The 15222-nt window shown below is 68.1% G+C and carries 13 protein-coding genes; 8 read left to right on the forward strand and 5 right to left on the reverse strand.

All coding sequences use genetic code 11. The annotated features are described in order from the left end of the window. Positions 1–125 precede the first annotated feature (125 nt). Both V3B30_RS18740 and V3B30_RS18745 read right to left on the reverse strand, forming a co-directional pair. On the reverse strand, positions 126–779 hold the full coding sequence (locus tag V3B30_RS18740; protein WP_262084358.1) for a response regulator transcription factor: 654 nt from the start codon (positions 777–779) through the stop codon (positions 126–128). Further along, positions 772–3801, reverse strand: a complete 3030-nt coding sequence (locus tag V3B30_RS18745; protein ID WP_262084357.1) for a sensor histidine kinase — start codon at positions 3799–3801, stop codon at positions 772–774. The genes V3B30_RS18740 and V3B30_RS18745 overlap by 8 nt, the downstream gene beginning before the upstream one ends. A gap of 96 nt (positions 3802–3897) precedes the next feature. On the opposite strand from V3B30_RS18745, the gene V3B30_RS18750 reads away from it, so the two are divergent. From V3B30_RS18750 to V3B30_RS18780, 7 genes are all read left to right on the forward strand, one after another. Next, positions 3898–4230 carry a hypothetical protein gene (locus V3B30_RS18750; protein WP_100473061.1) on the forward strand — a complete coding sequence of 111 codons (333 nt, stop codon included), beginning with the start codon at positions 3898–3900 and terminating at the stop codon, positions 4228–4230. 77 nt (positions 4231–4307) lie between these two features. After that, complete coding sequence (locus tag V3B30_RS18755) at positions 4308–4724, forward strand: AraC family transcriptional regulator (protein WP_238381585.1); 417 nt, start codon at positions 4308–4310, stop codon at positions 4722–4724. After that, the gene (locus V3B30_RS18760) at positions 4721–5377 is read left to right on the forward strand and encodes a hydrolase (protein WP_100473056.1); all 657 of its coding nucleotides are present in this window, start codon (positions 4721–4723) and stop codon (positions 5375–5377) included. The genes V3B30_RS18755 and V3B30_RS18760 overlap by 4 nt, the downstream gene beginning before the upstream one ends. 2 nt (positions 5378–5379) lie before the next feature. Next, entirely contained in the window at positions 5380–5805 is a 426-nt protein-coding gene (locus V3B30_RS18765; RefSeq protein ID WP_262084356.1) for a DoxX family membrane protein, read from the forward strand. 119 nt (positions 5806–5924) lie between these two features. Beyond that, complete coding sequence (locus V3B30_RS18770) at positions 5925–7772, forward strand: amidohydrolase (protein WP_262084394.1); 1848 nt, start codon at positions 5925–5927, stop codon at positions 7770–7772. Next, complete coding sequence (locus tag V3B30_RS18775; protein ID WP_262084355.1) at positions 7751–9034, forward strand: alginate export family protein; 1284 nt, start codon at positions 7751–7753, stop codon at positions 9032–9034. Before V3B30_RS18770 ends, V3B30_RS18775 begins: the two co-directional genes overlap by 22 nt. Next, a complete protein-coding gene (locus V3B30_RS18780; protein ID WP_262084354.1) occupies positions 9028–10677 on the forward strand; it encodes an MFS transporter in 1650 nt (549 codons plus the stop codon). The genes V3B30_RS18775 and V3B30_RS18780 overlap by 7 nt, the downstream gene beginning before the upstream one ends. Before the next feature lie 105 nt (positions 10678–10782). On the opposite strand, the gene V3B30_RS18785 is transcribed toward V3B30_RS18780, so the two are convergent. Next, positions 10783–11607, reverse strand: a complete 825-nt coding sequence (locus tag V3B30_RS18785; protein ID WP_262084353.1) for an alpha/beta hydrolase — start codon at positions 11605–11607, stop codon at positions 10783–10785. Between the two features lie 186 nt (positions 11608–11793). Here V3B30_RS18785 and V3B30_RS18790 point away from each other — a divergent pair, with 186 nt between their 5' ends. Then, positions 11794–12180 (forward strand): hypothetical protein, encoded by a 387-nt coding sequence (locus V3B30_RS18790; protein WP_262084352.1) that lies wholly within the window; start codon positions 11794–11796, stop codon positions 12178–12180. A gap of 75 nt (positions 12181–12255) precedes the next feature. Here the strand turns inward: V3B30_RS18790 and V3B30_RS18795 are convergent, their stop codons facing one another. After that, positions 12256–12960: a DUF2968 domain-containing protein gene (locus V3B30_RS18795; protein ID WP_049443363.1), complete on the reverse strand. Its 705-nt coding sequence runs from the start codon at positions 12958–12960 to the stop codon at positions 12256–12258. 105 nt (positions 12961–13065) lie between these two features. Beyond that, positions 13066–15219, reverse strand: a complete 2154-nt coding sequence (locus tag V3B30_RS18800; RefSeq protein ID WP_329809764.1) for a TadG family pilus assembly protein — start codon at positions 15217–15219, stop codon at positions 13066–13068. Positions 15220–15222: the final 3 nt, after the last annotated feature.

A 15222-nucleotide genomic window follows, 5' to 3' on the forward strand; every position in this document is an offset into this window, starting at 1 on the left:
CAGTCCGATACCGCTCCGCCATTCCACGCAATGCACGCTTCTGCTGTTGCTGTTGCTGTTGAGGTTGCCGGCCAGCGGCCGGCACTACTGCGGGTGCAGGGCTGCAGGCCCTGCCGAACAACCGCCTAATCGTGACCACTGTCGTCCAGGCTGATGATCCCGCGCCGCAACGCCTGGGTTACCGCATGCGTGCGATCACCCACCCCGAGCTTGTCCATCAGGCTCTTCATGTGCGCCTTCACCGTCTGCTCGGAAATCTGCATGCGCTCGCCGATGCGCTTGTTCGACAGCCCGCTGGCGACGTGTCGCAGCACCTCGGTCTCACGCGGCGACAGCCGATCCTCGACTACATGCGCGGCGATGCTCGCCGCCACCACTGGTGGAATCGGTGCGCGCCGGCCACCGGCCACCATGCGGATGGTGTCGACCAGTTCGTGACGCAGCATGTCCTTCAGCAGATAGGCGCTGGCGCCGGCCTGCAGCGCGCGGACCGCGCGGACATCACCGCGGTAGGTGGTCAGCACGATGATGCGAGCACGCGGATCCAGCGCGCGAATCCGCACGATGGCCTCGACACCATCCAGCCGTGGCATCTGCAGGTCCATCAGCACGACGTCCGGCTGCAACTGCTGGTAGCGCGTGATGGCTTCCTCGCCATCGGCGGCCTCGCCGAGCAGGCGCAGGTCGGGATGGGCACCCAGCAGCGCAGCCAGGCCGTCACGCAGCAGCGGGTGGTCGTCGACCACCAGCACGCCAATCGGGGCAGGGGACTCAGTCATGGTGTGCTTTGCTCCAAGGCCAGCGCCAACGTGGTGGGCGGCGGTGATACAGGCGCCGGGCGGGAACCGCCAGCGCGACTTCGGTCCCCAGCCCGGGGCGGGTCCACAGCTGCAGGTCCGCACCGAGGCGCTGCGCGCGTTCGCGCATGCCCTGCAGTCCCCAATGGCCGTTGCCGGCGTTTTCTTCGGCGATGCCGACGCCATCATCGCGCACGTGCAGCAGGAAGCACCGCGTCCCGTAAGACAGCTCCACTTCGATGGCGCTGGCATTGGCATGGCGCAGCGCATTGCGGATGGCTTCGCGTCCGATCAGGAACACTTCCTCGGCGGCATCGGTCTGCAGCGGTGGTGTTGCGCCTTCCACGGTCAGGCGCAGCGGATTGGTGCCGTGCCCGGCGTATTCGGCGTGAACATCGGCCAGTGCCGAAGCCAGGTCGCGGCCCGCGAACGGACCGTCACGCAGCGCGTTGACCCGCTCGCGGCCCTCGGCCAGGTTGCGTTCGGCCAGCTGCATCGCCGATTCCAGCTGGCTGCGCACGGGCTCTGGCGTCTGCGCGGCCTGACTGATCGCATGCAGGCGCAGGATCAGGCCCTGGCTGCCCTGCAGCAGGGTGTCGTGCAGGTCGCGGGCAATGCGTTCGCGTTCGCCATGGCGTTCCTGCAGGCGCGCGCGGAACAGGGCCGCCAGCTGCCCGCTGCGGATGCGCACGGCCATCACCAGCAGCGCGAGGATCACGGCCGCGCACAGCAGCTTGAACCACACGGTCTGCATGAAGGTGGGGGCGATGCGGAAGCTGCGGCTGGCCGGCGCGGCGCTCCAGATACCATCCTCGTTGGCTGCTTCCACGTCGAACCGGTAGTTGCCCGGTGCGAGGTTGGTGTAATACGCGCGCGTGCTGCTGCCCGCATCCTGCCAGCCGTCGTCAACGCCGGACAGGCGATAGCGGTAGCGGTTGCGCTCCGGGCGTGCCAACGACAGCGCCACGTAATCGATCTGCAATTGGCTGGTGCCGGCCGGAAGGCGCAGGCCATCGCGCAGCGGCGCGTGCTCGCTGCCATAGAGCACTTCGCCGATGCGCACGCTGGGTGGCATGGTGTTGACGTGCGAGCGGGTGGTGTCCAGCCAGGCCAGGCCCTGGTTGGTGGCCAGCCACAACAGGCCATCGTTGGCCAGTGCGGCGGTGGCGATCGGTCCGCTCTGCAGGGCGATGCCGGGCATGCCATCCACCGCATCGAACAGGCGTGGCGTCACCGGCTGCCCGCTGCGCAGTGCGCGCCGCAGCTGATCGCTCCCCAGTCGGACCAGGCCACGACTACCATTGAGCCAGAGGTAGCCATTCGCATCGGCGACCATGCCGGTGATGCCTTCCATCACGCCAGCCATGTCGGTGCTCACCTGGACGAACCGGCCATTGCCCAGGCGCACGGCCAACCCGGCCTCGCCGGCAACCAGCAGCAGGTCCCGATGATCGAGTACCGCCGTGATCGGCCCGACCGACAGGCCGTGGCTGGCGTCGAAGGTTTCGATGCGCGTCGCCCCCATGCGGCGCAGCCGGCCGTCTGCATAGCCGAGCAGCAGCTGGCCGTTGGCATCCAGCGCCAGCGACGAGCAGGCCTGTTCGGGCAGGCGGCGTTCGCGCTGCCACTGGTCGTGCAGGTAGTGCAGGACCCCTCGTTCGCCCGTGCAGACCCAGGCCTGCTCGTCGTCGGGGAACAGCAGGGCATGCAGTGGTTGCCCGGTGAAGGGCGCAGGCAGCGGAATCCGCGTGGTGTGGCCGGCCTCGGTGCGCGCAAGATTGACCCAGTCGAACTGCCAGATCGGGGTGGGTGCCTGGCGCGCGGCGGCCTGCAGCTGCGTGGCACTGCCATCGAGCAGGCTGCGCCTGAGGTCGTAAGGCTTGAGGTCTTCGCCATAGCCATACACGTGCCCATCGCTGGCCCGCACCAGCGAGCGGTAGGGATCACGGGGGCCTACCGCCAGCGTGTGCACGCTGCGCGCGCGGAAGCGGTTGAGGCCGAGATTGGTGCCGACCCAGAGATTGCCTTCGCGATCGGCGATGATCGGAACGGCAGAGGTGGCGGTCAGCCCGTGAGGCGAATCGAAGCGCTCCATGCGTATGGCGCGGCCGCCCGCGAAGGTGACCCGGGCGACACCGCCATGCGGGCTCATCGTTGCCCACAGCGCGCCATCGGCAGTGAACTGCAGGCGCGCAGCGACCAGCTCCGGCAACCGCCGTGCCTCGCGCTCGCTGTCCGGCAGCAGGCCTTGTGCGTTGGCCAGCGGCGACGTACCGCGCACGCGGTCGGCCAGCCACACTTCACCCTGCGGACTTTCGGCCAGCGTCGCCATCTGCGATACGGCGATGCCGGTGTCTTCGAACGCGGCCTGGCCGGCCGCGCGCATCCAGACCTTCAGGTCGGCCAGTACCCAGAAGGTGCCGCGGCTGTCGTGCAGAAGCCATTGCACGCGGTGTTCCGGCACGCCCGTGCCAGTGGGCAGCGGCTGCCAGCGTTGGCCATCGAACTGGCGTAGCCCACCATTGATCGCGGCCCACAGGCGACCGTCACGGTCCTGGCTGAAGTGTGGCACCACGCCCACCGGCACGCCCTGGTCGCGGCCGTAGTTGTGCAGCTGGCCGCGCGCGAACTGGCTGATGCCAGCCTGGAAGTAACCGATCCACAGGGCATCATCGCGGGTCTGCGCCAGAGTGACCATGTTGGTGGACGGGAAGTGGCTGCCGCCTGGCGCCGCCTGGCGTTCGAAACGACGGCCATCGAAGCGGTACAGGCCCGAGCCGGTGGCCAGCCACAACAGGCCGTCGCGGTCCTGGGTGATGTCCCAGATGTCACCGGGTGCGCCCTGACCGACGCGCCAGGCGGTGTGCTCGTAATCGGGCAGCCCGCCGCTCACCGGCGGGCGCTGCACGGCGAGGGCGGGCAGGGCAGTCAACAGCAGCAGGCAGGTCAGCAGCGTCGGCAGGTGGCGCTGCGACGGGAAGGGGCGGACACGCATGGCGCGCATTCTGGCAGGTGTGGGGCAGCCCGGGGTGACCCGAACGGGGTAGGCGGCGGACGCCGCTGTCGGCTATCACGCCGGCATGTCCTCTGGAGCTTGGCGATGCAGCGCCTGTTCGTGATGTTCCCCGACCGCGGTCCGGGCATCGGCCTGCTGTGGCTGCGGCTGTGCCTGGCCGCCGCGCTGTGCACGCCCGGCACGGATGCGGCGTGGGCGTCGATGCTGTGCCTGCTGGCGGCGGCCATGCTCGTGCTGGGCGCGTTGACACCATTGGCGGCGTTGATGGCGGTCGCGGGCATGTTCGCGCAGCAGGCACCGTGGCCGCTGATGGCGTTGCCACCGGCGTTGCTGATGCTGGGGCCAGGCGCCTATTCAGTGGATGCGCGCCTGTTCGGGCGCCGCCTGCTCGGCCGCCGGCCTCCCCCATTCGGGTAGGTGCTGGCCTCGACCGACGGGGGTAGGGCATCGCGCAGCGGCCACGCACCATGGGCCACCCTCTCGCGGCGCCCCCCATGGCCACCGTCTTCCCGCCCGATCCGCCCGCCGTGTCGCTGGCACCGCAGCAGGCTGCCGCATTGCAGCGCGCCTTGCGCTATGTCGACGAGCACCTGTCGCAGCCGCTGCGGGTGACCGAACTGGCGCAGGCCGCCTGTGTCAGCCGCTTCCATCTGGTGCGTCTGTTCCGCACCGGAACCGGCGCCAGCCCGCTGCGCTACGTGCGTCGTCGCCGCATCCAGCGTGCATGCCAGTTGCTGCCGGGCGCGCAGCTGCCGATGGCGTGCCTGGCCCAGCAGCTGGGCTTCTTCGACCAGAGCCATTTCGTCCGCAGCTTCCGCGCGGAAACCGGCTGCAGCCCCGGCCAGTACCTGGCCGGTGATGCGGCCCTGTTGCTTCCCCCTGATCACCTTTCCAACGGAGTCCATCCATGAGCCTTGCCACCGCCACGCCCGCCCCGGCCCTGCTGTCGCCCACCGACCACGCCCTGGTGCTGATCGACTTCCAGTCACAGATGGCGTTCGCCACCCACACCATCGACATCTCCGCGCTGCGCAACAACGTGTCGTTGATCAGCAAGGGCGCCAAGGGCTTCAACGTGCCGGTCGTGCTGACCACCGTGGCCGAGACGTCGTTCTCCGGCCCGATGTTCCCGGAACTGCCGCAGATATTCCCGGGCCAGACGGTGTTCGACCGCACCTCGATGAACACCTGGGAAGACCAGGCGGTGATCGATGAGGTCAACCGCATCGGCAAGCGCCGCCTGGTTCTTGCCGGGCTGTGGACCAGCGTCTGCATCGTGGGTCCGGCGCTGTCGGCGCTGGCGCAGGGTTTCGAGGTCCATGTGATCACCGATGCCTGCGGCGATGTCAGCGAGGAGGCCCACGAGCGTGCGATCTCCCGCATGGTGCAGGCCGGCGCGGTGCCGATGACCAGCGTGCAGTACCTGCTCGAGCTGCAGCGCGACTGGGCGCGTGGCGAGACCTACGAGCTGACCACCGGCATCGCCCGCGACCATGCCGGCGGCTATGGCATCGGCATCCAGTACGCCAAGCGCATGTTCGGTGCGCAGGAAGGCGGGCACTGAGCATGCTGGCCGGCCATGGCCTCGACCTGGCCTTGCTGATGCTGCGCGTGGCAGCGGGAGGATTCCTGCTGCCGCACGCGCTGGGCAAGCTGTTCGGCTGGTTCGGTGGCCCCGGGCTGGCCGGCTTCGCCACCGAGCTGCGCGGCTTCGGCCTGCCGGCCGTGGCACCGCTGCCGCTGCTGCTGGCCCTGCTGCAGGTGCTGTCCGGGCTGGCCGTGCTGCTGGGCTGGCAGGCCCGCGTCGCCGCGCTTGCGGCGGCCGCCTTCATCGGCTTCACCGTGCTGTTGACGCTGCCCAGGGGCTGGTTCTGGATGCGCGGTGGCAGTGAGTACCCATTGATGTGGACCACGGTACTACTAGCCCTCGCGCTCATCGGGCCCGGCGCCTGGGCGTTGGATGGCCACCGTCTTCAGGAAGACCTCGCATGAGTCACGATCCACTCGACCACGGCCGCCGCAACGTGGTGCTGGCCAGTGGTGCCGCCGTTGCGCTGGGCCTGGCCGGCCGCGCCGCTGCGGCACTCGATTCCACTTCCAAGGAGCGTCGCATGAGCACGCTGGTCATCCGCAATGCCCGCATCACCACCCTCGACCCACAGCAGCCGCATGCCCAGGCGCTGGCCGTGCAGGAAGGGCGCATCGTGGCCGTCGGCAGCGACGAGGAGATCATGCGCGGCTGGGGCAACGAAGCGACCCTGATCGACGCGCAGGGCCGGCGCCTGCTGCCCGGCCTCAACGACAGCCATACCCACCTGATCCGCGGCGGCCTGAATTACAACCTGGAGCTGCGCTGGGATGGCCTGCGTTCGCTGGCCGATGCGATGGCGATGCTCAAGGCACAGGTCGACCGCACCCCGGCACCGCAATGGGTGCGCGTGGTCGGTGGCTTCACCGCCGCGCAGTTCAACGAGAAACGCCTGCCTACGCTGCAGGAGCTCAATGACATCGCGCCGGATACGCCCGTGTTCCTGCTGCACCTGTACGATCGGGCGCTGCTCAATCGGGCTGCGCTGCGCGCATGTGGCTACAGCAAGGACACGCCGGATCCGCCGGGTGGACAGATCGTGCGTGACTCGCTCGGCAACCCGACCGGGCTGCTGCTGGCCAAGCCGAATGCGCTGATCCTGTACGCGACGCTGGCCAAGGGCCCGAAGCTGCCGATCGAGTACCAGGCTAATTCCACCCGCCATTTCATGCGGGAGCTGAACCGTCTCGGTATCACCTCGGTGATTGACGCCGGCGGTGGCTTCCAGAACTACCCCGAGGACTACCAGGTCATCGAGCAGCTGCATCGCGATGACCAGCTGACGGTGCGCATCGCCTACAACCTGTTCACCCAGAACAAGGGCAAGGAAGTGGATGATTTCCGCGGCTGGAGCGAGATGCTGCAGCCGCGCCAGGGCGACGACCTGCTGCGCCACAACGGTGCCGGCGAGATGCTGGTGTTCTCCGCGGCGGACTTCGAGCTGTTCAACGAGCCGCGCCCGGAACTGCCGCCAGCGCTGGAGCCGGAACTGCACGACGTGGTGAAGCTGCTGGTCGAGAAGCGTTGGCCGTTCCGCATCCATGCGACGTACGACGAGAGCATCACCCGCATCCTCGATGTGTACGAACAGGTCAACCGCGAGGTGCCGTTCGATGGCCTGCATTGGTTCATCGACCACGCCGAGACCATCACCCCGCGCAACATCGAACGCATCCGCGCGCTGGGCGGCGGCATCGCCGTGCAGCATCGCATGGCCTACCAGGGCGAGGCCTTCGTCGAGCGCTACGGCGTGCAGGCGGCGCGGCACACGCCGCCGGTCAAGCGCATGCTGGCCGAAGGCGTGCCGGTCGGTGCCGGTACCGATGCCACTCGCGTGGCCAGCTACAACCCGTGGGTGGCGTTGTCCTGGCTGGTGACCGGACGCACCGTGGGCGGGCTGGCCCTGTACGGCGATGAGAACCTGCTCGAACGCGAGCAGGCGCTGCGCCTGTGGACCCAGGGCAGCGCCTGGTTCTCCGGCGATGAAGCGGTGAAGGGTACGCTGAAGGTGGGCCAGCTGGCCGATTTCATCGTGCTCTCGGCCGACTACTTCCGCGTGGATGACGCGCAGATCGCCGACATCACCAGCGTGTTGACCGTGGTCGGTGGCCGCATCGTGCATGCCGACGCCGACTATGCAGGGCTTGCGCCGCAGCTGCCGCCGGCGATGCCCGACTGGTCGCCAGTCAACAGGTTCGGTGGCTACCACGTCGGCGGTACCGCCACCGGGTTGGCCGCCGCGCATCACCACCATCACGGCGTGGCCTGCAGTGCCCACGGCGCGCACGGCCATGCGGCCCGGCATGCTGCACCCACCGACGACCTGACCGCGTTCTGGGGCGCGATGGGATGCTCGTGCTTCGCGTTCTGAGTCTGGCGCTGTTGGCTGCACCGTCGCTTGCACTGGCCTGCGATGGCGGCCACTGCAGTGACGCGGGCGACGGCCAACTGCAATGGGATGCGTCGCTGCGCATGCGTGGCCTGTACTACGACCCTACCCGGTTCGGCATTGGCGGCAGCGAGGACGGCTATGGGCTGCTGCGTGCGCTGGCCTCGGCCACCTATGTGGAAGAGACCTGGCAGGCGAAGCTGCAGCTGGGTGTGCATGGTGAGAGTGGCAAGGCCGGCGGACCGGGCCGTACCGACCGCAGCGCGCTGGATGCGCAGCAGGCCTATTGGCGCTGGCAGCATGGTGGTTTTCATCTGCAGCTGGGCCGGCAGGACGCCGGCTACGGCAGCTCACGGCTGCTGTCGGTGCGCGATGGGCCGAACATCCGCCTGGCGTTCGACGGTGCGCGCGTGGGTTGGAAAGGTAGATTCGGCACGCTTGATCTGATGGCGCTGCGTCCGGTGGAGAACCGACCGGGTGCCTTCGATGATCGCGGCGAACACGGCAGCCATCTGTGGGGTGCCTACGCCACCACCGCGCGGAGCCACGGACCGGGACAGTGGGATCTGTACCTGCTGGACTACCGCCGCGACGGCGCGCGCTTCGCCGCAGGCAGCGGCACCGAACGTCGGCAGACCCTGGGCGCGCGCTGGTTCGGCCAGGCCGGTGCACTGGACTGGAACAGCGAGCTGGTGGCGCAGGGCGGTGAACTGCGGACGACCGTCGGCACGCTCGATATCCGCGCCTGGACGCTGGCGACCGATACGGGGTGGCGCTGGACGAACCTGCCGTTGCAACCGCGGCTGGGGCTGAAGGCAGACATCGCCAGTGGCGATGGCAACCTGCATGACGGCCGCCTGGGAACCTTCAATGCGCTGTTTCCGAAGTCGGCCTATTTCAGCGAGGCCAGCCTGCTGGCCCCGGCCAACCTGATGGACGTCCAGCCCACGCTGACCCTGCGCCTGCACGACGCAGTGACGACGGAACTGGGCGTGCAGATGGCCTGGAAGCATCGTCGCGCGGATGCGGTCTACACCACGCCCGCACCGCTGGTGGCGTTGCCGGGCAGCGCCGGTGGCGCGCGCCGCATCGGCAAGCAGTACAAATCCGAAACCCGCTGGCAGGCCAGCGAACACTGGCAATGGCAGCTGCAGCTGGCCTGGGTCGATGCCGGACCTGCACTGAAGCAGGCCGGTGGCCAGGACACGTTGTTCGCCTCGATCGTTGGAGCATGGCAATGGTGAACGCAACCGCGTCGCAACCCCCCACGCAGGCCGCAGGCGCCTGGTCCCCACTGAAGGTCCAGATGTTCCGCTCGATCTGGCTGGCGATCCTGGCCAGCAACATCGGCACCTGGGTCAATGACGTGGCCGCTGCCTGGGTGATGGCCGAGCGTACCGGCTCGCCGTTGATGGTGGCCCTGGTGCAGTCGGCCACCACGGTGCCGATCGTGCTGCTGGCACTGGCCGCCGGAACCCTGGCCGACATCGTCGATCGACGCAGGTACCTGCTGGCTACCCAGGGCTGGATGCTGCTGGTCGCGGCGGTGATGGCGGCGCTGACCGCGATGGACATGCTGACCCCGCAGCTGCTGGTGCTGCTGACCTTCTGCATGGGCTGCGGTGCGGCGATGGCGATGCCGGCGCAGGCCGCGATCGTGTCCGAACTGGTGCCGCAGCCGATGCTGGCTTCTGCGGTGGCGCTCAACTCGATCGGCATCAACATCGCGCGTTCGATCGGCCCGGCCATCGGTGGCGTGATCGTCGCCCAGCTGGGCGCCGTCTGGGCGTTCGGCTTCAACGCCATCACCTTCGCCGCGATGCTGTTCGTGGTATGGGGCTGGAAGCGCGACCCGAAGCAGTCCAGCCTGCCGCCGGAAGGGTTCGGTGCTGGCCTGAAGGCGGGCCTGCGTTATGCCAGCCGCGCCGGGCGCTTGCAGGCGGTGCTGATCAAGTCGGTCGGCTTCTTCTTCTTCGCCGCTGCGATGAACGCGTTGCTGCCGGTGGTGGTACGCGGCCAGATGCACGGCGGGGCGGGGCAGTACGGCATGCTGCTGGGCTGCATCGGCATGGGTGCGGTGGGCGGTGCGTTGCTGCTGCCGAAGCTGCGCGCACAGATGGATCGTGACCTGCTGGTGCTGCTGGCCACCCTGTCGCTGGCCCTGAGCCTGGTCGGCCTGGCGCTGACCCGCAGTTGGTACCTGCTGCCGCTGGTGATGCTGGTCAACGGCTTCGCCTGGATCACCGTGCTGTCGTCGCTGCAGATCGCCGCGCAGACTGCCGTGCCGGCGTGGGTGCGTGCGCGTGCATTGGCGTTGTACATCATGGTGTTCTCCGCGGGCATGGCCGCCGGTGGGCTGAGCTGGGGCGCGCTCGCACAGCGCACCTCGCCGGAACTGGCCTTGCTGGTGGCTGCCGCAGGTGCGGTGATCGGCGGATTGCTGGTGTGGCGCGTGCGCATCGCTGGTACCGAAGACCTGAACCTGCGCCCGGCGGGGCACTGGCCGGCCCCCGAGCTGTCGGTGCCGGTATCCAACGATCGAGGCCCCGTGCTGGTGACCATCGAGTACCGCATCGAAGAAGCTGATCGCGCTGCGTTCCAGGCGCAGATGCGCGCGCTGGGCACGATCCGGCGCCGCGATGGCGCCGTGGTCTGGGGCGTGGTCGAGGATGTGGCCACCCCGGGCATCCACCTGGAGTATTTCGTTACCCCGTCGTGGCTGGAGCACCTGCGCCAGCACGAACGCATCACCGCCGACGACAAGGCGATCCAGGAAGTGCTGCGCGCGTTGCATCGGGGCGAGCGTGCACCGGTGGTGCGTCATTTCGTAGGCGGGCATGACCCGCTGCCGAAGACCGGCGTGCCACACCACCACAGCGATATCTGACCCAAAAAGGGGACGGAGGGGATTAAGTCGTTTGTGCACAAACGACTTAATCCCCTCCGTCCCCATTTTTCATGCGGCGGCGCTGGGTGGCGCCGCCGCGGCACATTACCTGCGTGCGAACGCCAGCAGGTCGGCGTTGAACTGCTCTGCGTGGGTGATGGTCAGCCCGTGCGGCGCACCGGCGTACACCTTCAGCTCGGCATCCTTGATGATCTGCGAGGACAGCTTGGCCGAGGCATCGAACGGAACGATCTGGTCGTCGTCGCCGTGCACGACCAGTGCCGGCACGTCGATCTTCTTCAGGTCTTCGGTGTAATCCACTTCCGAGAATTCGTGCACGCAGTCGTACTGGCCCTTGACGCCACCGAGCATGCCCTGCAGCCAGAACGAATCACGCATGCCCTGGGTGACGGTGTTGCCATCGCGGTTGGCACCGAAGAACGGGGTGGCCAGGTCCTTGAAGAACTGCGAACGGTCGCCGCCGGTGCCCTTGCGGATGCCGTCGAAGACCTCCAACGGGGTACCGGCCGGGTTGGCATGGGTCTTCAGCATCAGCGGCGGCACGGCGCCGACCAGCACCACCCTGGCCACGCGCGTGCTGCCGTGGCGGCCAATGTAGTGGGCCACTTCGCCGCCGCCGGTGGAATGGCCGACCAGGATCGCGTCCTTCAGGTCCAGCGCCTCGATCACCGCGGCCAGGTCGTCGGCGTAGGTGTCCATGTTGTTGCCGTCCCAGGTCTGGCTGGAACGGCCGTGGCTGCGGCGGTCATGGGCGATCACGCGGTAACCGTTCTGGCCCATGAACAGCATCTGCGGGTCCCAGGCATCGGAAGACAGTGGCCAGCCGTGGGCGAACACGATCGGCTGGCCGGTACCCCAATCCTTGTAGAAGATGCGGGCGCCGTCGGCGACGGTGACGAAGTTGCTCATTGCAGGTTCCTTGGCGGAAGGGAGGGAAGGCAGCGGCAGGCTGCCGGTGCCTCCGGCAGTACAGCGCAGGTGCCGGCGACGGACTTGCACCGCTGTGCTGGATTGCAAAGGATGTGACGCATATCGCTCTGGCGGGACCGGAGTCGCGCGCCGAGGATGTCTGCAGCCTGCCAGTGGAACGCCCGGATGCCCGCCACGCGATGGTCCCTGATGCTGTGCCTGCTGTTGCCGATGGCCGCGCCGGCACAGTCCCTCGTCTACAAATGCGTGGATGGACCGCATCCGGTCTACCAGCAGACGCCCTGCCAGGGACGTGCCGCATGGCGCTGGGACGTCCCGGCGGAGCAGTCATTGTCCCGAGGCGCAGTGGCGCCAGCGCTCGCGCCACCGAAGCCTTCGCGCCGCCCGCGGCGTGCCGGCCGGGCGCAGGGGGCGTTGATCACGATCAGCGCGGATGCGGCGGCCTGCGAGCGTGCGCGCCGGCAACGCGAGCGGGAGTTGCTCAAGCGTCGGCGGCTGGATTTCGTGCAGCGCCGGCAGCTGGATGACGCGGTCCATGGCGCCTGCCAGTGAAGTGGGGTGCTGAAGTGCCGAAAACGACAACGGCGCCCTGGGGCGCCGTTGCGTGGAATGCCGTAAGTGCGGGCTTCAGCGACCGTCGCTGGCGGCAGCCGGTGCGGGCACGCTGTCCGGCTTGGGCAGGCTCAACTCCGGGTTGCCCTGTTCGGCCTGCAGGATCTGGATGCGGCGCTGCAGGGCGTCCAGCTGGCTGTTGGTGCTCTGCACATCGGTGCTGAGGCTCACGGCCTGCTGCTGGGCCTGCTGCAGGGCGGCGCTGACCTGCGCCGACTGGGCCTGCTGCTGTTCCATTTCCTGCTGCAGGGTGCGCAGGCGTTCCTCGTTGTAGGCCACCAGGCGCTCGGTGTAGCGCTTGCCGGCTTCCAGGCGGGTGGTGTCGATGTAGACCTGGGCCAGCTGCTCGGACTGCTGCGCGAAGGTACGGTAGACACGCTCGGCGTTGTCCACCGCATCGGTCTTGATCACCCGCCAGAAGTTCTTCTCCTGGAACAGGGCGACGTAGTAGGTCAGGGTGTTGGCGTTGAACAGCAGGCTGGCGCCGTAGTTGCCGTTGTAGGTGGTGCGCAGCTCGGTCAGCTGGCGCGAATCCATCAACTGCTTGAGCTCGTCCACGGTGTTGCGCACCACCGGCGCGCTGCGCGCCGGTTCGGCTGCAGGCTCACGGTCGCCACGTGCGGCCATCGCCGCTGGAGCCACCAGCATCATGGCCACGGCCAGCACTGCCGCGCTGCGCGCGTGCCGGGCGAAGACCGCGCCCCCTGAAGTTTCTCGCATGTCTAGACCATCCACGGATGAGTGTGGGTTGAGATGAAGGTGGTTCCCCGCCGGGAGTCTAGCATGGGTGCGGGCGCCGCCAAGGGCGCCCGTCACGGCTCGATGTCAATAGACCAGCTGTGCTGCGCTGCACTGGATCGACTGCACGTTGACGTCGGTCCGGCCCAGTTCCAGGCCCAGTACGCTGGCCAGCAGGTTGGTCAGCAGGGTACCGACACTGTTGAGCACCGGCCGCAGCGCGGCCAGGATCGGCTTCAGCAGGGTACACAGCAGGCCGCTGCAGCTGACACTGCCGTCGGGGTTGGTGACGCCGCTGCCACCGGCGCCATCGAGGAAGCCTGCCGGCGCGGTCTGGATGTACGAGGCCAGGTTGTTGCGCACGCAGCCGTTGTAGTCGATCAGGTTGCCGAGCAGGCTGTCGCAGCGGTTGATCAGCAGGCCGCCAACCAGCGAGCCGAGCAGCCCGTCGAGGACACCCAGGCCCTGGCCGGTCACCGTGACCTTCAGCGCATCCCAGACCGGCCCATCCTTGTGGCAGGTGGTCAGGTTCAGCAGCCCGCACGCATAGGGCAGGCCGCCCGGCACGGTCCAGCTGTTGAGCGGTGCCAGCTGCTTGCTGGGATCGCCGTCGCGCAGCAGCGGAATCAGCTTGTCGACATCGTAGCGCCCGCCATTTGGGAAGGCCGCCTGCAGATAGCGGTCGGCCAGGGCCTTGGCGGTGTCGTTGGCGCTCATGCCCTGCTTGGGCGAACTGAGCATGCCGGACAGCACGCGCAGCAGTTCGTTGACCAGGCTCGACACTGCATCACCGACGGCGAGCGGGTTGATCCGGGTCGAGGCGGTCTCGCCGGCGGCCAGGGTCAGGTTCTGCGAGCTGGTCAGGGCGGGCAGGGTGATCCTGTCGTTGATCAGCGGCTGGCCCAGCAGCTTCAACAGCTGTTCGTTCTGCAGCGTGGCGTCGCAGACATTGTTCTTCGAGAAGCGCTGTGCGGGGTCGACGTTGCCGACGCAGGCACGCAGCACCGATGAATCGACCTGGATGGTCGCCTTGGGGGGACTGCCGCCGCACTGGATGCCGGTCAGGGTGCCCATGCCGTTGGCCACATCGACATGCAGTGGCAGGTGCAGGCGCGTGCCGAGCAGGTTCAGCAGCGGCCCCAGCGCGAACAGGTTGTTGCTGTCCACGTCCACCATCAGCCGTACCTGTGCATTGTAGGCACGGGTGCCGACGCCGCCGATGGCGATCGACGGTGGTTCGACCACGCCACCCTGGATGTTGATGCCCAGCAGGTCCAGCCCTTTGATCGTCACGCCGTTGCCATCGTTGGCGATGGAGATGGCGGTGTTGATCAGGTTGAGCACGTTGATCTTCGATTCCAGCGCGCTGCCGACGGTGCCATCGGGCGAGACAACTTCCGCGAACAGTCCACCGCCGCCGGCCTGGCTGCCGAGCGCGATGTTGAGCTTGTTGATGTCCAGCTGGGTGGCGACCAGGTCGGACAGGGCGCGCAGCTGCACGCCTACCGTCGAGTCACGGCCGACGACGGTGGCGGTGGCATCGACCAGTTGCGCCAGAGAGATCTTGTTGACCGACAGCAGGCGGTTGAAGTCGGCCACGCTGAGGTTGGCGCTCACCGGGATGTTGAGCGCCTTCAGCAGGCCGGATGGCGTGACGTTGGCCTGCGCCAGGCCGTCATAGGAGAGCGCGGTTGCGTTGGTGACATCCAGGCCGACCAGGCGCAGCGTCGACAGCAGCACCGAGTCGCCGTTGGTGCGCAGCAGCTGCGAGCCAACCGCGAACACCGCCGTGGGCTCCGAGCGGCGGGCTACCGCCTGCACGCTGACGGTTGGCAGGCTGGTGTTCTGGCCGAAAAAGGGCAGCACGCTGCGCTCGGCGATCACCTGCACGGCATTGCGCGGGTTGCTGGCATCGACGCTGGTCACGAAACGGTTGCTGGTGCCGCGGCTGGCACTCCAGTTGCCGCAGCGGACCTGCAGGGTGCCTGCGAACCTGTTCTGGGCCAGCGCGCTTTGCCGGGCTGCGCTGTTGTCGCTGTTGTCCGGGCTGCACAGCTCCAGCCGCTGCGCGCCGGCCAGCGCGGCCAGGTCGGCCACCTTCTGCGCATCACGCTTGGCCCAGAACAGGTAGCCGACCTCGATCAGGCCCAGCATGGCCAGCAGCGCCAGCATGACCAGCATCATCGTGACCGACATGCCGCCGCGTGGGCGACTGAAACTGAACTGGCGTGGGCGTTTCATGGC

Source organism: Stenotrophomonas sp. SMYL41, from assembly GCF_036319965.1.
In the GTDB taxonomy this organism is placed as follows: domain Bacteria; phylum Pseudomonadota; class Gammaproteobacteria; order Xanthomonadales; family Xanthomonadaceae; genus Stenotrophomonas; species Stenotrophomonas maltophilia_R.